Annotated in this window: 16 protein-coding genes; 4 read left to right on the forward strand and 12 right to left on the reverse strand. The window is 72.6% G+C overall.

Annotated elements, in window-relative coordinates:
* Positions 1-67: 67 nt before the first annotated feature.
* The 3 genes from ACIF8S_RS10855 to lxmK are packed head-to-tail and all read right to left on the reverse strand — an operon-like array spanning position 68 to position 2549.
* Positions 68-406 carry a helix-turn-helix domain-containing protein gene (locus ACIF8S_RS10855; RefSeq protein ID WP_215212207.1) on the reverse strand — a complete coding sequence of 113 codons (339 nt, stop codon included), beginning with the start codon at positions 404-406 and terminating at the stop codon, positions 68-70.
* A 2-nt stretch (positions 407-408) separates the two neighbouring features.
* Positions 409-1428 carry a T3SS effector HopA1 family protein gene (locus ACIF8S_RS10860; protein WP_399998687.1) on the reverse strand — a complete coding sequence of 340 codons (1020 nt, stop codon included), beginning with the start codon at positions 1426-1428 and terminating at the stop codon, positions 409-411.
* The gene (gene lxmK, locus ACIF8S_RS10865; protein WP_399998689.1) at positions 1425-2549 is read right to left on the reverse strand and encodes a class V lanthionine synthetase subunit LxmK; all 1125 of its coding nucleotides are present in this window, start codon (positions 2547-2549) and stop codon (positions 1425-1427) included. Before lxmK ends, ACIF8S_RS10860 begins: the two co-directional genes overlap by 4 nt.
* 718 nt (positions 2550-3267) lie before the next feature.
* Here lxmK and ACIF8S_RS10870 point away from each other — a divergent pair.
* Positions 3268-3564 (forward strand): LuxR C-terminal-related transcriptional regulator, encoded by a 297-nt coding sequence (locus ACIF8S_RS10870; protein WP_399998690.1) that lies wholly within the window; start codon positions 3268-3270, stop codon positions 3562-3564.
* 61 nt (positions 3565-3625) lie between these two features.
* Here the strand turns inward: ACIF8S_RS10870 and ACIF8S_RS10875 are convergent, their stop codons facing one another.
* From ACIF8S_RS10875 to ACIF8S_RS10885, 3 genes are all read right to left on the reverse strand, one after another.
* Positions 3626-4357 carry a Mut7-C RNAse domain-containing protein gene (locus ACIF8S_RS10875; RefSeq protein ID WP_399998691.1) on the reverse strand — a complete coding sequence of 244 codons (732 nt, stop codon included), beginning with the start codon at positions 4355-4357 and terminating at the stop codon, positions 3626-3628.
* Positions 4358-4390: 33 nt separating this feature from the next.
* Positions 4391-5023: a TetR/AcrR family transcriptional regulator gene (locus ACIF8S_RS10880; protein ID WP_399998693.1), complete on the reverse strand. Its 633-nt coding sequence runs from the start codon at positions 5021-5023 to the stop codon at positions 4391-4393.
* Positions 5024-5255: 232 nt separating this feature from the next.
* Positions 5256-5969 carry a hemolysin III family protein gene (locus ACIF8S_RS10885; RefSeq protein WP_399998694.1) on the reverse strand — a complete coding sequence of 238 codons (714 nt, stop codon included), beginning with the start codon at positions 5967-5969 and terminating at the stop codon, positions 5256-5258.
* 323 nt (positions 5970-6292) lie between these two features.
* Here ACIF8S_RS10885 and ACIF8S_RS10890 point away from each other — a divergent pair, with 323 nt between their 5' ends.
* The gene (locus ACIF8S_RS10890; RefSeq protein WP_399998695.1) at positions 6293-8113 is read left to right on the forward strand and encodes a phosphoenolpyruvate carboxykinase (GTP); all 1821 of its coding nucleotides are present in this window, start codon (positions 6293-6295) and stop codon (positions 8111-8113) included.
* A gap of 285 nt (positions 8114-8398) precedes the next feature.
* On the opposite strand, the gene ACIF8S_RS10895 is transcribed toward ACIF8S_RS10890, so the two are convergent.
* From ACIF8S_RS10895 to ACIF8S_RS10905, 3 genes are all read right to left on the reverse strand, one after another.
* Entirely contained in the window at positions 8399-10024 is a 1626-nt protein-coding gene (locus ACIF8S_RS10895; protein ID WP_399998697.1) for a VWA domain-containing protein, read from the reverse strand.
* Positions 10025-10035: 11 nt separating this feature from the next.
* On the reverse strand, positions 10036-11235 hold the full coding sequence (locus ACIF8S_RS10900; RefSeq protein WP_399998699.1) for an AAA family ATPase: 1200 nt from the start codon (positions 11233-11235) through the stop codon (positions 10036-10038).
* Positions 11236-11296: 61 nt separating this feature from the next.
* Positions 11297-11902, reverse strand: coding sequence for a DUF6058 family natural product biosynthesis protein (locus tag ACIF8S_RS10905; protein ID WP_399998700.1), 606 nt, complete (start codon positions 11900-11902; stop codon positions 11297-11299).
* Between the two features lie 370 nt (positions 11903-12272).
* Here ACIF8S_RS10905 and ACIF8S_RS10910 point away from each other — a divergent pair, with 370 nt between their 5' ends.
* Positions 12273-12815: an MOSC domain-containing protein gene (locus ACIF8S_RS10910; RefSeq protein ID WP_399998701.1), complete on the forward strand. Its 543-nt coding sequence runs from the start codon at positions 12273-12275 to the stop codon at positions 12813-12815.
* Between the two features lie 142 nt (positions 12816-12957).
* On the opposite strand, the gene ACIF8S_RS10915 is transcribed toward ACIF8S_RS10910, so the two are convergent.
* Together ACIF8S_RS10915 and ACIF8S_RS10920 are read right to left on the reverse strand one after the other, a co-directional pair.
* On the reverse strand, positions 12958-13383 hold the full coding sequence (locus tag ACIF8S_RS10915; protein ID WP_399998702.1) for a hypothetical protein: 426 nt from the start codon (positions 13381-13383) through the stop codon (positions 12958-12960).
* 82 nt (positions 13384-13465) lie between these two features.
* Positions 13466-14677 carry a pyridoxal phosphate-dependent aminotransferase gene (locus ACIF8S_RS10920; RefSeq protein ID WP_399998704.1) on the reverse strand — a complete coding sequence of 404 codons (1212 nt, stop codon included), beginning with the start codon at positions 14675-14677 and terminating at the stop codon, positions 13466-13468.
* A 390-nt stretch (positions 14678-15067) separates the two neighbouring features.
* Here ACIF8S_RS10920 and ACIF8S_RS10925 point away from each other — a divergent pair, with 390 nt between their 5' ends.
* On the forward strand, positions 15068-16003 hold the full coding sequence (locus ACIF8S_RS10925; protein ID WP_399998705.1) for a trypsin-like peptidase domain-containing protein: 936 nt from the start codon (positions 15068-15070) through the stop codon (positions 16001-16003).
* A gap of 22 nt (positions 16004-16025) precedes the next feature.
* Here ACIF8S_RS10925 and ACIF8S_RS10930 read toward each other — a convergent pair whose 3' ends face one another.
* On the reverse strand, positions 16026-17636 hold the full coding sequence (locus tag ACIF8S_RS10930; protein WP_399998706.1) for an amidohydrolase family protein: 1611 nt from the start codon (positions 17634-17636) through the stop codon (positions 16026-16028).
* Positions 17637-17641: the final 5 nt, after the last annotated feature.

Genomic DNA, 17641 nt, shown 5'->3' on the forward strand with positions numbered 1-17641 from the left:
TGCAAGTGCCGGGTGTAGGTCCGGCGCGGGATCCCGAAGATCACGCAGAACCTCGAAACCGGGATCCCTAGTTCCGTTCGTATTGCTTCGAGGACCTCGAAGGGACCTGCCGGTGGTCCCCGGTGCGGCGCCAGGCCATGACCTCGACGTACGCCTCGCCGAGCGCCTGCTTCAGCTTGTGCACCTCGGCGACGAGGGCGGCCTCGCGCTGTTCCGTGGAGGACGGCGCGGACCGGCCGGCCAGCGCGGCGCTCCCTCCTTCGAGGAACTGGCGGCGCCAGTTGGCGATGGACTGCTCCGAGACCCGGGCGGCGCGGGCCGCCTCGGAGACCGTGCACTCCTTCGCGAGCACGGACAGCACCAGACGCGTCTTCTCCCTGGCGGGCAGGGCCGGCGGACGGGGCATCCCTACACCTCCCCGGGCGCGCCGGCGTACGGCTGCCGCAGGCTCCGCGCCGGGTGGGCGGGGTCGACGCCCGCGTCGCGGAGCGCGGCGGCCACGGCCGCGGCGGCCGTCGGGTGCCCGGGGGCCAGTCGGTGGCCGATCAGGCCTTCGGCCACCGCCGCGGAACGGTGCTCGCCGAAGCTCAGGTGACGGCGGCCCGGCCGCTCGTCGTCCGGCTCCCACGCCACGGCGAACCCGGGGGCGAGCCGGTGGGTGAACGGTGACGTCTCGTCGCCCAGCCCCGGCACGTCCACGACCGCCTCGCGGACCGTGTCCACGGCGTGCAGCGCCTCCGCGCCCAGGTACACCACCAGGGCGTCGCGCCGCGGGTACAGCAGCGGCGACGAGCTGATCTTGGCGCGGTAGGGGACACCGGCCGCCTCCAGCGCGCCCAGGACCTTCCCCCACACGGCCGGGGCGTACGAGCAGTGCGTGACGTGGGTGTACAGACGCAGCACCGCCCCGCCGGCCGGACGGCCGTGCGATCCGTCGGCCAGGAAGAATCCGGGCGACAGCGCGGGCCGTACCGCGGGGACGACGATGTCGGCCCACTCCTCGGCCCCGGCCGCGGCGCGTCCGGCCGCCGCCCGCAGCGCGCCGGACGGATCGGCCGCCGTGTCCGGCAGCCGGACCCGCACCCCGTCCAGCACGACCACCGGCAGGCCGTCCTCCAGACCGCACAGGCGGGCCCGGCACGGAGTCGTCGCGTGCGGTGTCGCGTCGTGCAGGAGCCGCTCGAACTCCGGGTCGCGCAGGGTCCGCGGCATCTTCTCGTCCCGCTCGGGACGGCCGGCGTGCAGGTTCTCGTAGATCAGCACCGCCAGCCGGTCCTTGAGCCCCCGCCGGCTGTCCACCGTGATCTCGTTGTCCCCGATGCGGGCGGACAGCCCGTCGGGAGCGACGTGCACGGCGGTGAGGGCCTCGGCCAGTCGCGGGTCGAGCCCGCCGGCCGCCGGGCGGGGGTCCGTCCGAAGCGCCGTCATCTGTTCTCCTCCAGTCCCAGCGCGCCCACGAAGTTCTGCGGGGCGAGCAGCGCCGTGCGTCCGATGCCCATGGCCGCGCGGGTGACGGCCGGGAGCCTGCTGCCGCGTGCCGCCGTGGCCATCGCGCGGTCGATCATGTGCCAGCCGGCGAACGCGGTCGCGCGGGCGGCCAGTCCGGGATCGTCGGTGGTGCGTACGGAGCGGTAGGCGGACCAGAACGCACGGATGAGGGGGCGCACCCGGTCCATCTCGCGGACCCCGCGCGCCACGATCTCCTCGTGGGTCGGCTCGTGCACGGTCAGCACGTCGGGCTCGTCCCCGGAGCCGCGGCCCACGATGCCGGTGACGGCCCGGTACAGCCACTCGCCGGCGAGGGAGCCGATGTCCCGTGCCGCGTCGGAGGCGCGGAACTCCTCCCCGTCGGTGAGGTGGAGGACGCCGTCAACCAGCAGGAACTGGTCGAACCGCAGGTCGCAGTGGGCGGGCACCCGGGGCGCGGCCTCCTCCGCGGCGCGTAGCCGGGCCAGGGCGGCGGCGAGCTCCGCGTCGCCGTGCAGGATGCCCCAGAGGGTGACCTCGGCGAAGGTCAGTCCGAGGAAGCCGGCCATGGGCAGCGCGCGCAGCAGACCGAGGTTCGGGAACGGGAACGGCGCGTCGTCCAGCGGGGGGTGCGCCTTTCCGGCGTCGAGCCGGTGCAGCAGTCCGGTCGCGCGGCCGGCCCGGGCGGCCAGACCGGCGTCCAGGTCGTCGTCGGCGGCCAGTTCCGCGAACGTGCGGGCGCCTTCCAGCAGGCGGAAGACGAGGACCCGTGACTCCTCGTCGTACCCGATGAGTTCCGGCGTCGCGAGGTCGGGCGAGGCGAGGCCGGTCACGAGGGCGGCGAAGGACCGGGAGCGGGCCATGCGCAGCGCCGCGTCCTCGGGACCGCCGTCGAGGGAGACCCGCTTGACGAACACGCCCGCTCCGGTCGACGTGGTCCCCGCCCAGTTCTCGTTGCGCCCGAAGAGCGACTCGACCTCCTCGGTCTCCAGCCGGCCGACACCGAGCTGCCCGAGGAGTGCGTTCACGGCGGGCACCACCTCGAGGTCGGACGGTGTGAACGTCGTTCGCTGAGCCTGCACGTGATCCCCCTGGTTATGGCCGTTCCGTGACGTCGCCGAGCGATCATGCACAGGGACGGCCGGGACTCACATCGGCCGGGCGGCGGTAGTGGGACCCGCCGAACGGCGGGGGTGCGCCCGCGGGCGCGCAGGGAGCCGGTACCGGGGCGTGGCGGAACATCAGATTGCTGTGCGTGCTGGGCATTTGTACGCAGCGCACCGGCTGACGGACCTCAGATCCAGCTCAACTTCGCGGCCCGCACGTGCAAATGCATGTACTCGTCATTCAGTATGGAAGGCGCAGTTCCACGACCCAGCGGATCAGCTACGAGCGGGGAGCAGTACGTGATCGGTGTACTGGTGTCGCACGACGATCGCTTGGCCAGGGCAGGTCTGGCAGCGATCCTGGACGAGGCGTCGGACCTGGACGTCATGGATGTGTGCGGTGGTGACGAGGTCACCGCCGCGGTGCGCCGGTGGGCCCCCGAGGTCCTCGTCGCGGCCCTTCCCGCCTCCTCCGACCGGGTCACCCTGATGATGGCCGCCTTACAGAACCTGGGACGCCCGCCGAAGACGGTGCTGCTCATCCCCGACACCGAGGGACACGTCGCGTGCGAGGCCCTGCGCGGCGGGGCCGCGGCCGTCCTGTGTCCCGAAGGAGACCCCGAGACGCTGCGGAACACGATCAGCGCGGTCGCGGCGGGCAAGCGTCTTCACCTCGACCGCCATCGCCTCCCTGGTGGGCGCGCTGGACCGCGCGGCGCTCCCGCCGGACGTCCACGCCCGGGCCAAGGCGCTGACCGCGCGGGAGGCGGAGGTCTGCACCATGCTCGCGGCCGGCCTGTCCAACGCCGAGATCGGCCGCTCACTGCTGCTGAGCCCGGCCACGATCAAGGACCACCTCAGTGTCATCTACGGCAAACTCGGCACCCGCAACCGGGTGGAGACCGCGGTCCTCGCCGACCGCCTCGGCCTGAGCGGGTACGTCACCGCCGTGGGCACGGCCGAGCGGTACCGGCAGGCCGCCGCCTCCTGACCCGGCGGACGTGAGGCCCGGGGGACCCGGAAGGACCTGGGAGTCCTGGGCGAGCCGTGGGTCAGCGGCGGCCGGAGCGGTCCGCGACCGCGCGCTCGACGATCGCCTCCAGCTGTTCGTGGTGCGCGCCCTTCCAGTAGGCGCGTCCGCAGTCCGCGCACTGGGCGAACACGTCGTACGTGCGGTGCGTGCCCTCCTCGAGCTGGTCGGCGACGTCCTCCTTGCCGGCCGCGCGGAGCAGGCCGTTGCAGGCGGTGCACCGGGTCCACGGCCGCAGCTCGGGGGCGAAGCGGTCGAGGACGTACGTCAGCTGCTCCTCGGGCCGGGTGCTGTAGACGAAGGCGCCCGCCCAGAGCTCGCGGCGCCGCAGCAGGCCCCGGTCGCGGCTGAGCATGACCCGCTTCTCGGCGGCCGAGCGGGCCGCCAGGGCGGGGTCGCCGATGTCGGTCGACTCGTACGCGGTGTCCACGCCCAGCAGCCGCAGCCGGCGGGCCAGGGTCCCGAGGTGCACGTCGAGCAGGAACCGCAGGGGGGCGCCGGGCACCCGCTGCGGGTGCGGGTGCGGGCGGACGGTCACCGACTCGCCGGCGGCCGGGACGTGTCCGACGGGCACCTCGCGGCCGTCCACCAGCAGTGCGCCCACCTCGGTCAGCGGGACGCCGAGGGACTCGACGACGTGGCCGAGGCCGGCGACGCCGTCGGTGGCGGTCCGGACGGTGCCCGTGGCGCGGGCCTGCGCCACGAAGACCAGCAGCTCGGGGGCGAACTCGACGTGGATCTCGGGACCGTTCACCCGGTCAGGATGACATGACCGGGGTGCGCGGCCTCAGGATTTCCCGGCGGGCGGGCCCTGCAGGAGCACGTCGAGGGCGCGGTCGGCGAGGTCGGCGTAGTCGTCCCGGTGGTCGTGCTCGGCCCAGTACGCGGTGGCCTCCAGCAGTCCGCTCACCAGCGACATGGCGTGCACCCGCACCTCCAGGCCGTCCGGGTCGAGTCCGGTGCGGCCGGCGATCGCCTCGGTGAGCAGCCGTCCGGTCCCCGACAGGCTCTCCGCCATCCGTGAGCGCACCGCCGGCACCTCCAGCATCAGGCGGGAGCGCAGCACGGTGACGTCCGGCTGCTCGGCCACGGCGAGCTGGACCGCCTTGCGGATCACGTGCCGGACGGACTCCGCCCAGGGTTCGTCGGCGGGCCGTGCGGCGAGTTCGGCGAGCAGCGGCTCGTCGTACCCGTCGGTGACGACGATGTCCTCCTTGGTGGGGAAGTAGCGCGAGACGGTCGACGGGGACACCTCGGCCCGCTCGGCGATCTGCTCGATCGTCGTCGCGTCGTACCCCTGCCGCTCGACCAACGCGTAGGTGGCCGTGCGGATGGCCTCCCTCGTCTTGATCTTCTTCCGTTCGCGCAGTCCGGGGCGGGGCGGGGCGTCGGGAGCGAGGGGGGATCGTGCGGCCGTCATGGTGGTCATTGTCGTGCACCGGCCTCCGTGGCGGCCATGTCCCGATCACCGGCCTCTGCGGCGGGCGCGGTCCCGCCGTCGGGCGGGAACGCCGTCACCGGCAGGGCGGTGACAGCGCGGAGTCGCGGCGCGGACCGCCGGCATCGGCGCCCGGCGCGGACACGAAGAAGGCCGCGGCGTCGAAGCCGCGGCCTGTACCGGGTGGCGGGGTGCGGGTGCCCCCGGGCGCCTCCTAGGCGTGCTGGTACGCGACCAGCGAGATGCCCACGTAGTGGGCGATGAAGGCGGCCAGGGTGAGGGTGTGGAACACCTCGTGGAAGCCGAACCAGCGGGGGGAGGGGTTGGGCTTCTTGATGCCGTAGACGATGCCGCCGGCGCTGTAGAGCACGCCGCCCACGACGACCAGGACGAGCACGGCGACGCCGCCGGTGTGCAGGAAGTCCGGGAGGAAGAACACCGCGGCCCAGCCCATCGCGATGTAGCAGGGCGTGTAGAGCCAGCGCGGGGCGCCGACCCAGAAGACGCGGAAGATTATCCCGGCGGCCGCCGCCGCCCAGATGCCCCACAGCAGCCAGCGTCCCTGGGAGTGCGGCAGCAGCAGGATCGTCAGCGGGGTGTAGGTGCCCGCGATGATCAGGAAGATGTTGGCGTGGTCGAGGCGGCGCAGGACGCCGTCCATGCGCGGGCTCCAGTTGCCCCGGTGGTACAGCGCGCTCACGCCGAACAGCAGGCAGGCGGTCAGCGCGTAGACGCCGCAGGCGAGGCGGCCGCGGGGGGAGTCGGCGAAGGCGGTGAGCGCCAGTCCGGCGACCAGGGCGGCGGGGAACATGCCGAGGTGGAGCCAGCCGCGGAGCTTGGGTTTGACGGGGTGGGGCAGAGAGGTCGCCACCGGGCCCCGGCCTTCGGCCTGCGGGTCCTTGGGCGTGTCGGGGGCGAACGCAGTCATGCCTCGCATCGTACCTACGGAACCGTAAGTTACACCTGACGGCCATCTGTTGAGTGCCCGAAGTGGTCATCGTCTCACGTCGGCGCCCCGGGTCGTCACGCAAAGAATTGGTTTAGTTCACTCAACGTGCGTGTAAAGCCGCACGGCAACCGTGGTCAGCGTCACGTTGCTCACCTGTGCGGCCCTCTGGACAGATGGGCGCGTGCGTCGGATGATCAAATGAGTGCGGTCGACACCGGATGAGCGCCAAAGTCACCACTTCCAGCATCCGGGTCGCAGCCCCCACGGGGCCTCCAACCAAAAACCCTCACTTAGGAGCACACGTGGCGCGCGACATCGCGGAACCCGGCGTCCCCACCACCCACCAGGGACTGATCTCCTGGGTCAACGAGATCGCAGAGCTGACGCAGCCGGACAACGTGGTCTGGTGCGACGGCTCGGAAGCCGAGTACGAGCGCCTGTGCGAGGAGCTCGTCGCCAAGGGCACGTTCAAAAAGCTCGACCCGGTCAAGCGCCCCAACTCCTACTACGCCGCCTCCGACCCGACCGACGTCGCCCGGGTCGAGGACCGGACCTTCATCTGCTCCGAGAAGGAGGAGGACGCCGGCCCGACCAACCACTGGAAGGCCCCCGCCGAGATGCGGGACATCTTCCAGGGCGAGAAGGGTGTCTTCCGCGGCTCCATGCGCGGCCGCACCATGTACGTCGTGCCCTTCTGCATGGGCCCCCTCGGTTCGCCGCTGTCCGCCCTCGGCGTGGAGATCACCGACTCCGCGTACGTCGCCGTGTCCATGCGCACCATGACCCGCATGGGACAGCCCGTCCTCGACGAGCTCGGCGACGACGGCTTCTTCGTCAAGGCCGTGCACTCCGTCGGCGCCCCGCTGGAGACCGGCCAGGCGGACGTCCCCTGGCCCTGCAACTCCACCAAGTACATCTCGCACTTCCCCGAGGACCGCGAGATCTGGTCGTACGGCTCCGGCTACGGCGGCAACGCCCTGCTCGGCAAGAAGTGCTACGCCCTGCGCATCGCCTCCGTCATGGCCCGCGACGAGGGCTGGCTCGCCGAGCACATGCTGATCCTCAAGCTCACCCCGCCGCAGGGCGAGTCCAAGTACGTAGCCGCCGCCTTCCCGTCCGCCTGCGGCAAGACCAACCTCGCCATGCTGGAGCCGACCATCTCCGGCTGGACGGTCGAGACGATCGGCGACGACATCGCCTGGATGCGCTTCGGCGAGGACGGCCGCCTCTACGCCATCAACCCCGAGGCCGGCTTCTTCGGTGTCGCCCCGGGCACCGGCGAGCACACCAACGCCAACGCCATGAAGACCCTGTGGGGCAACTCCGTCTTCACCAACGTCGCCCTCACCGACGACGGCGACGTGTGGTGGGAGGGCATGACCGAGGAGACCCCGGCCCACCTCACCGACTGGAAGGGCAACGACTGGACGCCCGAGTCCGGTACGCCCGCCGCCCACCCCAACGCCCGCTTCACCACGCCGGCGTCCCAGTGCCCGATCATCGCGCCCGAGTGGGAGGACCCCAAGGGCGTGCCGATCTCCGCGATCCTCTTCGGCGGGCGCCGCGCCAGCGCCGTACCGCTGGTGACGGAGTCCTTCGACTGGAACCACGGCGTCTTCCTCGGCGCCAACGTGGCCTCCGAGAAGACCGCCGCAGCCGAGGGCAAGGTCGGCGAACTGCGCCGCGATCCGTTCGCCATGCTGCCGTTCTGCGGCTACAACATGGGCGACTACATGGCGCACTGGATCGACGTGGCGAAGGACAAGGACCAGTCCAAGCTGCCGACGATCTACTACGTCAACTGGTTCCGCAAGGACGACGACGGCCGCTTCGTCTGGCCCGGCTTCGGTGAGAACAGCCGCGTCCTGAAGTGGATCGTAGAGCGCCTGGAGGGCAAGGCCGAGGGCGTCGAGACGCCGATCGGCGTGCTGCCGGCCAAGGGCGCCCTCGACACCGACGGGCTCGACCTCTCCGACGGCGACCTGGAGTTCCTGCTCACCGTGGACAAGGAGGTGTGGCGCGAGGAGGCCTCCCTGGTCCCCGAGCACCTCAACACCTTCGGCGACCACACGCCCAAGGAGCTGTGGGACCAGTACCACGCGCTGGTCAAGCGCCTGGGCTGACGCCCGCACAGACCCCGCGGCCGGCCGGTATGAGGATGCCCTGACCAGCGATCGTCACGCCACGGCCGGCCGCGGAACACACCGGCGGGGCCCCGCACAACGGAGTGCGGGGTACCGGTCCCGGAGCCGCCCCACCCGTCCGCCCCGACGGGAACCGGCGGCACCGGGCCCACGCCCGCCCCCTTCGGCACGGCCCTGCCCAGGGGCTCACGAACGTGCCGAGACCCGACGGACGCCCCGGCCTTCTTCGAACCGGGGCGTCCGGCTGTGTGCACTCGTGCGCGGTCAGATCACACGGAACAGGTCCGCCGTCGTGTGGACGTCCGTCAGGTCGTCGACCGTGCGGAGGTTGTCGCAGAGGGACTCCAGGACCGAGCCGGAGGCGGTGGCCGTGTCGGGGGCGGCGACGGCGACGCCGAAGAGGCGGAAGTCCAGCCGGCGTTTGATCTCGTTCCACAGGCGGGTCCAGTTCTCCGAGACCTCGCAGGCGTCGTCCGTGATCAGGACGATGTCACCGCGCGCGCGGGACGTGGAGTCGAACTCCTCCTCCAGGATCTTGGCGGCCGTGCCCAGCGGGCGCTGGAAGTCCGTGCCGCCGCCGAGGAAGGTCTCCGCGAAGTCCAGGACGTCGGTGACCGGGGCGGGGCGGTCGCCCGGGAAGCGGAAGACCCGCAGCTTGTCGGAGCCGGAGAAGAGAATGCCGACGAAGTCCCGGCCGGCCTCGCGGGCCTGGTCCAGCAGGGCCAGCGCGCACGCCTTCGACCAGGCTTCCCGGGTGATGCCGCCGGGACCTTCGGCGTACATGGAGTGCGAGGTGTCCACGCACGCGATCACCGCGCCCCGGCCGGTGGCCTGCTCACCCCGGCTGTCGTACAGCATCAGCTCCCCGGCGGCGTACCGCGCGGCGAACACCGCCCGCAGTTCCGGCACGCCGAGCACCGCCAGCTCGGAGGGGATGACACGGGAGAGGTCGTCGCCGAGGGTGACGCCGACCAGCTCGCCGGTGGCGTTCTCCACCTTGCGGGCGCGCTCGCCGGCGGCCATCCGCCGGAAACGGCCGATCAGTTCGGCCCATCGCGCGAGCCGTCCGGAGCGCAGCCGTTCCGCGAGCCGGGCGCGCTCGTCGAACGGCATCCGTTCCGTCTCGCCCGCTCCCACGCCCCACGCCCGCATCAGCGCCGCCTCCTGCCGGACGGCCTCGGCCGCCGTCGCGGCCGCGGTCCGGGCGGCGGAGCGGATGCCGGGAACCGCCGCCGCCATCGCCTGCGCGGCGGCGCCGTCCTCCCTCCGGGCGGTCTCCTCGGCCTCGCGGGCAGCCTCGGCCGCCCGGCGCACGGCGGCGGCGGCCGGGGCGGGGACGGTGCCGCCGTCGCCGGCCTCCTCCGCGGCCTGCCACAGCGCCTCGCTCACGGCGGACGCGGCGGTGGCGGCCTCCTGCCGGGCCCGGTCCGCACGCCCGGTCCGGTCCGTGGCGTCGCGGCAGCGGTCCAGGAGCTCCCGCAGCGCGGTGGCCTGGGCGAGGACGGCCATGGCGGCCGCGTAGGCGTCCCCCGCCGTCTCCCGGTGCAGCGAGGCGAAGTCCGGTGACCGCGTCAGCGCGCTGACGACCTGGTGGTGGACCAGATGGGACGGGGCCAGCTCCGCGCGGTCGCGCAGGCGCGGGGTGGCCTGGTACGAGGCCAGGAACACGTCCGCCAGCAGGTCGGGGGCGTGCGCGTGGCGGGTGAGGAGCCGCGCGGCCAGCTCGCGGAGCGCCGCCGACCGCGCGTACACGTCGCGCCACGCGATCCGGTCGTACGGCCCCGCCACCACGGCCGTCGTGTGCCGCTCGGCGGGGGCTGCGGACAGCGCCAGCCAGCGGCCGGCCTCCCCGGTGAGCGTGTCGAGCCGTTCGGGCCTCCCCTCGTCCACGGTGCGCCTCCTCAGAGCTGGGTCTGCACCATGGACGCGTCCATGCCCAGTGCCTCGGTGAGCACCCGGGCGCGGACCGCGCGCTGGCGGCCGGTGACCCGGTCGATGGTGGCGGTGGACCGGCCCGCGCCCGCCGCCTCCGCGCGCAGCCGCTCCAGCCGTTTGCCCGCACCGGCGAGCTTGTGGTGGGCGTTCTTGATGACCCACTCGCTCAGCGCCTCCCGGGACTGCCCGGCCATCGCGTCGAGCTGCGCCTCCAGCTCGTCGATGACGTCGGCCAGGTCGAGCGCCTCCTTGGCGTCCGGGTTCACCAGGTTCAGCACCTCCCGCTCCACGAGGGGGCGTTGGGCGGGGGAGTCCCACAGCACATGGGTGAGCACCGACAGGTCGGTCTCCGCCACCGCCGTACGTCCGTCCAGGTACGCGGACGCCTGGAGCAGCCCGACCGCCTGCCGCCACCGCCGGTCGGAGGCGACGAGTTCCTTGCGGCGCAGGGCGGCCCGCAGCGTCACCACCGCGTCCACGACCGCGTCGGGCACGGCCACGGCCGGGACTCCCTCCGTCACCGCCTGCTGGAGCGCGGCCAGTTCGACGGTCGTGCGGGGCGCCGGTTCCGCAGGGCGCCCGACGGCGGACCGCACCAGCGCGGCGAAGTTCGACGGGTCCTCCAGGTAGCCGACCTCGATGCGCACCAGCAGCCGGTCGTAGATCGCGGCCGAGTCCTCGCCCTCAGGGAGTTCGTTGCTGGCGGTGATGGCCCCGATCAGCGGGCAGTGGATCGGGGCGCCGCCGTTCTCGGGGTGGTAGATCCGCTCGTTGAGGTAGCCGAGCGTCTCGTTCAGCGCGGCCGTGGAGCACTTGAAGATCTCGTCGATGAAGGCGACGTGCGCGGTCGTCGCGCGGCCGTCGTACACCTGCCGGTACTCGCCCCGGGCCAGCGCGGCCACGTCGATCGGCCCGAACATCCGCGTCGGCGCGGTGAACTTCGACAGCAGGATCTCCCAGTACGCGGCCCCGTCGATCCGGCCCGTCAGCTCCCGCGCCAGCTCCGACTTGGCCGTCCCCGGCGGGCCCAGAACCAGCGAGTGCTGCCCGGCCAGCAGCGTCACCACCAGCGTCCGCACGACGTCGTCCCGCTCGAAGAAGCGGTCCGACAGCTCCTCGCAGACCGCCCGCAGCCGCCCGGCCGTGTCGTCGGCGTCCCCCGCCATGCCGTGTCCCTCCCCGTTCCCCCTCGCCCGAGGGCGTCCTCGGTCACCCGTGCGGCCAACGCTACATACGTCCAGGCCGGTCCCGGCGCGGAAAGCGGGCGCGCACGGCGTCGATGCAGGTGTCCCGGGACGTGGGCCCGCCGAACCGCAGCCGGTCGTAGGCCGTGAACGCCGGTTCCAAGGCGTCGAGCTCGTCGACCAGGGCGTGCAACCGCATCGCATCGGCGTCCGGATCGTCGACTGCGGCGCCGATCGCGGCCGTCAGCTGGTCCTTCCGCCGGATGGTGGCCGGGGTCACCGAGTGCAGGCACACGTACTGCCCGCTGAGATACGCGTGCCACTCGGCCTTCCCGGCGACCGGGTCGGCCCAGTGAGCGGTGAACCACGCCTCGAGCAGGTCCACACCGCCGGCCTCGTCGGCGAGCGCGAACAGGTCCGCCGGCACCATCTCGGCGCCGTCGGACCGCAGATAGCCAGGGAGCGGGAGACGTCCGTCCAGCATCAGCCGGCGCACCTCGTCGGGGTCGCGGCCCTGAACCGCGCACAGTTCCTCGAGGACGACGAACTGCGCGCCGACGTACGCGTCGTCCGCGTCGGTCATCGGATGGTCCCCGTTGACCTCTCGGAACCGCTCGGTGAGCTGCTGCTTCAGATCCGTCTCCGGCACGCGGTGCCTCCTGCGTCCTGGGCGCGGGCGTCTCCCGCGCGGGACTCGGCACGCTACGGGCCGGACGGTTCGGCACTCACCGAACCGTGGACGGCCCGAAGTTTTCGGACAGCCGCGCTGTGAGACCCCAGCGCACCGCAGGGGCCACCGCAGCCACGGGACAGGCCTTGCGGCGGCCTGTCGGCCACTGCGTCCACCGCTCGCTTCCTGCCTGAGTGATGAGTGCGGACGGCGGAGGGAGTCTGCCGTGTCATGACTCGAATGGCCGCCACGGCGATCCCGGACGCGGCGGCCGGCGAGATCGCCGAGGCGATGCTCGCCACGGGTTAGGCTCGAGGCGATGACGCCTGCCGACAGGGGGAGTTGGGGTATGAGCGCGACGGTGACGGCGGTCAGCAGCAACGGGGAGTACTCGTTCAGCAAGCCGAACCGGGAGAGCGTACGGCTGCTCGCCGGGCTCGGGGTGGAGGGTGACGTGCACGCCGGTGTGACGGTCAAGCACCGTTCGCGGGTCGCGCAGGACCCCACGCAGCCGAACCTGCGGCAGGTCCACCTCATCCAAGAGGAGCTGTTCGACGAGCTCGCCGAGGAGGGCTTCACCGTGGCGCCCGGCCGGCTCGGGGAGAACATCACCACACGCGGCATCGACCTGCTGGGCCTGCCGGCCGGCACATTGCTGCGTGTCGGGGAGGAGGCGGTCCTGGAGGTCACCGGACTGCGCAACCCCTGCGTGCAGATCGACGCCTTCCAGGACGGGCTGCTGAAGCAGGTCGTCGGCCGTGACGCGGAGGGCAACCTGGTGCGCAAGGCCGGGATCATGAGCGTCGTGAAGGTGGGCGGCGTGGTGCGCCCCGGCGACCCGGTCGAGGTGACCCTGCCCAGCGGCCCGCACCGCCGCCTGGACCGGGTCTGACGGGAGCCCCGCGCGGCGGCGGGGTGAGGGGTCACGGCGTGCCGGACACGTGTCCGAGCCGGGACGTGATGTGGCACCCGGTCCGCGCGTCGCTGCGGGTTGCGCGCGGACCGGGGCCGTAGAGGGGAGCCCCCGGAAGGGCTCAGTGGGCGGAGGACGCGAGGGGGCGCGGCTGCTGGGCCGCGGTGTGCGCGTCCATCCGCTCGGCGGCGAGGATCGCCGCCGCCGTGTCCGCCCGGGACGCGGCGACGACCAGGGCGCGTCCGGCGAGCGCGTGCGCCCGCCGGTGCAGGGCCGCGGTGTCGGGCTCGCGGCCCGATGCGGCCGCCGACGCACGGGCCGGCGTACGTCCTCCCCGCAGGCGGGTGATCTCCTGGGTGAGCCGCTCGGCCGCGGTCGCCAGGTCGGCCGAGGGCTCCGCCGCGCGCAGCTCGTCGGTGACGGCGAGCAGGGCGGCGAGGTGACCCGCGAGCTGGATGTCCAGCTCCTCCTCGCGGGACCTGTGGGGGAAGTCGTCAGGGCCGGCCATCGTGCTGTGGACCGACTTGGAGCGGATCGGTTCGTACATGGATGGCCTCCTGGGTGCTGGCAGGAAGCCATCCTAGCTTGGAATCAGTCTAAAGTTAAAGCGATGCTGGAATTGATCAGCCTCAGCGCTGGCTGTAGCCGTCCAGGAAGCGGCCGATACGGCCCACCGCGTCCCGCAGATCGGTCACCGAGGGCAGGGTGACCACCCGGAAGTGGTCCGGCTCCGGCCAGTTGAAGCCGGTGCCCTGCACGACCATGATCTTCTCGCGGCGCAGCAGGTCCAGGACCATCCGCCGGTCGTCCTGGATCTTGAAGACGTCCGGGTCGAGGCGCGGGAAGAGGTAGAGCGCGCCCTTCGGCTTCACACAGCTCACGCCCGGGATCTGGGTCAGCAGCTCGTACGCCACGTCCCGCTGTTCGCGCAGCCGGCCGCCCGGCAGCACCAGGTCGTTGATCGTCTGGCGGCCGCTGAGCGCGGCGACCACGCCGTGCTGGCCCGGCATGTTCGCGCACAGGCGCATGTTCGCCAGGATCGTCAGGCCCTCGATGTAGGAGTCGGCGTGGGCGCGCGGGCCGGAGATCGACATCCAGCCCACCCGGTAGCCGGCCACCCGGTACGCCTTCGACATGCCGTTGAAGGTGAGGGTGAGCAGGTCGGGGGCGACCTTCGCGGTCGGCACGTGCACCGCGTCGTCGTAGAGGATCTTGTCGTAGATCTCGTCCGAGCAGACCAGCAGGTTGTGGCGGCGGGCGATGTCGGTGAGGCCCTTGATGACGGCTTCGTCGTAGACCGCGCCGGTCGGGTTGTTCGGGTTGATGATGACGATGGCCTTGGTGCGGTCGGTGACCTTGCGCTCCACGTCGGCGAGGTCCGGCATCCAGTCGGACTGCTCGTCGCAGCGGTAGTGCACCGCGGTGCCGCCGGACAGCGAGACGGCCGCCGTCCACAGCGGGTAGTCCGGCGCGGGGACCAGCACCTCGTCGCCGTCGTCGAGCAGACCCTGCATCGCCATCACGATCAGCTCGGACACGCCGTTGCCGATGTAGACGTGCTCGACGTCGGTCTCGATGCCGAGCGTCTGGTTGTGCATGACGACGGCGCGGCGCGCGGCCAGCAGGCCCTTGGCGTCGCCGTAGCCGTGCGCCGACGACACGTTGCGCAGTATGTCCTCGAGGATCTCGGGCGGGCACTCGAAGCCGAACGCCGCCGGATTGCCCGTGTTCAGCTTGAGGATGCGATGACCGGCGGCTTCCAGCCGCATCGCCTCCTCGAGCACCGGGCCCCGGATCTCGTAACAGACGTTGGCGAGCTTGGTCGACTGGATCACCTGCATGCTGGGAGCTTACGGCCCGGTATGGCCCTTCGGGCCGTGTCTTCCGCCACGTGAGACGCGTCGGTTCGGGTGGTTTTGTCCCCGTGGTGACGGTCGTGGGTGTGCGCCTCCATCACCTCCGCACCGGGCCTCCCCGCGCCGGGCCTCTTTTTTCGCAGGTCCAGAGGTGAACCTGGAGGCCGTCCCGCGCCCGGCGGCCGGGAGGGCGCGTCGCGCCCGGCGGCCGGGTGGCGCGTGCTGCCCGGCAGGCGTGGGCGCCGGCTGTCCCGCAGCCTGCCGGGGAAAACGCGTCCTTGCCCGCCCGGCGTCCCCGTGCTGACAATGCGCATGACAATTCTGTGGGCGGCTGGAGCGATCCGGCCGCCCGACGCCGCATTAAGGGGACCCCACATGAGAAAACCCCTCGTCGTCGCGCTCTGTGCCCTGGCCCTCGCCGGGGCGGGCGCGACCCCCGCGGTCGCCGCCGCGCCTTCCCCCACGGGCGCGGACACGACCACGGGCACGGCCCCGGCCACGTCGCTGACGGACGTCGTCAACGACACGGTCGGGGCCGTCGCGGACACCCTGTCGGGGCTCACCGCGCCGAAGGCCGCCGCGGTGAACTTCGCGGGCACCGTCTCGCTGAGCAACTGCTCCGGCTCCGTCGTCCGTATGCCGAACTCGGCCGCCTCCGACCCGGCGCTGGTGCTCACCAACGGCCACTGCCTGGAGAGCGGCTTCCCCTCGCCCGGGCAGGTCCTCACCGACCGCGCGTCCAGCCGCACCTTCGGCCTGCTGAACGCCTCCGGCGCCAAGGTCGCCACCCTGCGCGCCAACCGGCTGGTCTACGCGACCATGACCGACACGGACGCCGCGATCTACCGCCTGAGCAGCACGTACGCGCAGATCAAGAGCGCGTACGGGATCGACCCGCTGACCCTTTCCAGCAGTCGCCCGACGGCCGGCACGGCCATCAGCGTGGTCTCCGGCTACTGGAAGCGGATCTACAGCTGCTCCGTGGACGGTTTCGCGTACCGGCTGAAGGAGGGCGACTGGACCTGGAAGGACTCGGTCCGCTACACCTCCGCCTGCGACACCATCGGCGGCACCTCCGGCTCCCCGGTGGTCGACGACGCCACCGGCAAGGTGGTCGCCGTCAACAACACCGGCAACGAGGACGGCGGCCGCTGCACGGTCAACAACCCGTGCGAGGTCGACGCGAACGGCGGTGTCACGGTCCGCCAGGGCATCAACTACGCCCAGCAGACCTACCCCTTCACCGCCTGCTTCACCACCGGCAACCGCCTCGACCTGAGCGCGAGCGGCTGCACCGTGCCCAAGCCCTGACGGGCCCCGGCGGGGCGGGCGGTCAGCGCGGGGTCCCGCGCACCGCCCGCCCCGCCAGCACGTCCGTGCGGCGCCCGTCCTCGATCACGAACCGCCCGTCGACCATGACGTACGGGATGCCCGTGGGCAGCGTGCGCGGCTCGGCGAAGGTCGACCCCGCGCCCACCGTCCGCGGGTCGAACAGCACCAGGTCCGCCTTGTATCCCTCGCGGACCAGCCCCCGGTCCGCCAGCCGCAGCCGCGCGGCCGGGCGCGAGGTCAGATGCGCCACGCACTCCTCCAGCGACAGCACCCCCAGCTCCCGCACGTAGTGGCCGAGGTAGCGGGGGAAGGTCCCGTACGCCCGCGGGTGCGGCTTGGCGCCCTGGAGGATGCCGTCCGAGCCGCCCGTGTGCACCCGGTGGCGCATGATCGCCCGCACGTTCTCCTCGTGGCCCACGTGCTGGAGGATCGTCGGGGCCAGCCTGTCCTTCAGCAGCAGCTCCCGCGCCACCGTCCAGGGCGACTCGCCGCGTGCCCGCGCCGACTCCAGCACCGTGTGACCCACGTACTCGTCCAGCGCCGGGTCGCCGACCCCGGAGATCTCGATGGTCTCCCACTCCACCGGCACGCCGTGGCAGCCGTCCGAGCCGGTGACCTCCAGGCCGTGCCGGATCCGCTCCGCCGTCGCCTCGTCCGCGAGCCGCCGCAGGACCGCCTCCGGGCCGCCCTCGCTCGCCCAGCTCGGCAGCAGCGCCACGAGGGTCGTGCAGCCGGGGGTGTACGGGTACGTGTCCAGGGTGATGTCGGCGCCCGCCTCCAGCGCCTGGTCGAGGAGCGCCAGCAGCTCGGGCGCCCGGCCCTTGTTCACGCCGAAGTTCATGGTGGCGTGGGCCAGGTGCAGCGGGCAGCCCGCCTCCCGGGTCAGCGCCACCATCTCCGCGTACGCCTCCAGCGCGCCGGCGCCGTAGGACCGGTGGTGCGGGCAGTAGTAGCCGCCGTACGACGCCACCACCCGGCACAGCTCGGTCAGTTCGGCGTCCGGGGCGTACATGCCGGGCGTGTACGTCAGCCCCGACGACATGCCGACCGCGCCCTGCTCCATGCCCTCCGCGACCAACTGCCGCATCCGGTCCAGCTCTTCGGACGTGGCCTCCCGGTCCTCCCAGCCGACGGCGAGCGCCCGCACCGTCCCCTGCGGGATCAGGTACGCCGCGTTCACCGCGACGCCCCGGTCCAGCCGGTCCAGGTACTCGCCCACCGACCGCCAGTCGAAGTCGACGTCGTCACCCGGGCCGTTCCACCCGGCGATCGCCCGCCGCACCTCGCCCAGCGTCCGGTCGTCCACCGGCGCGTACGACAGCCCGTCCTGGCCCAGCACTTCGAGGGTGACGCCCTGCGCGGCCTTCGCGCTGTGGCCGGGGTCGCGCAGCAGCGCCAGGTCGCTGTGCGCGTGCATGTCGATGAAGCCCGGGGCCAGCACCAGCCCCTCCGCGTCCAGTTCGCGCCGCGCCTTCGGGCGCTGGCAGCCCGCGTCCGCCGCCTCCTTGACGATGGAGACGATGCGTCCGCCGTCCACCACCACGTCCGCGCGGTAGGAGTGATCACCGGAGCCGTCGACGACGTCCGCGTCCCGGATGACGAGCTCTTCCACGGTCC

Source organism: Streptomyces sp. NPDC085937, assembly GCF_044540535.1.
In the GTDB taxonomy this organism is placed as follows: domain Bacteria; phylum Actinomycetota; class Actinomycetes; order Streptomycetales; family Streptomycetaceae; genus Streptomyces.

What these genes read in the sequence shown, in the direction of transcription:
- ACIF8S_RS10855 (WP_215212207.1), bottom strand. Translation starts at nt 406, where the DNA reads ATGCCCCGTCCGCCGGCCCTGCCCGCCAGGGAGAAGACGCGTCTGGTG.
- ACIF8S_RS10860 (WP_399998687.1), bottom strand. Translation starts at nt 1,428, where the DNA reads ATGACGGCGCTTCGGACGGACCCCCGCCCGGCGGCCGGCGGGCTCGAC.
- ACIF8S_RS10880 (WP_399998693.1), bottom strand. Translation starts at nt 5,023, where the DNA reads ATGACGGCCGCACGATCCCCCCTCGCTCCCGACGCCCCGCCCCGCCCC.
- ACIF8S_RS10885 (WP_399998694.1), bottom strand. Translation starts at nt 5,969, where the DNA reads ATGACTGCGTTCGCCCCCGACACGCCCAAGGACCCGCAGGCCGAAGGC.
- ACIF8S_RS10900 (WP_399998699.1), bottom strand. Translation starts at nt 11,235, where the DNA reads ATGGCGGGGGACGCCGACGACACGGCCGGGCGGCTGCGGGCGGTCTGC.
- ACIF8S_RS10910 (WP_399998701.1), top strand. Translation starts at nt 12,273, where the DNA reads ATGAGCGCGACGGTGACGGCGGTCAGCAGCAACGGGGAGTACTCGTTC.
- ACIF8S_RS10915 (WP_399998702.1), bottom strand. Translation starts at nt 13,383, where the DNA reads ATGTACGAACCGATCCGCTCCAAGTCGGTCCACAGCACGATGGCCGGC.
- ACIF8S_RS10920 (WP_399998704.1), bottom strand. Translation starts at nt 14,677, where the DNA reads ATGCAGGTGATCCAGTCGACCAAGCTCGCCAACGTCTGTTACGAGATC.
- ACIF8S_RS10925 (WP_399998705.1), top strand. Translation starts at nt 15,068, where the DNA reads ATGAGAAAACCCCTCGTCGTCGCGCTCTGTGCCCTGGCCCTCGCCGGG.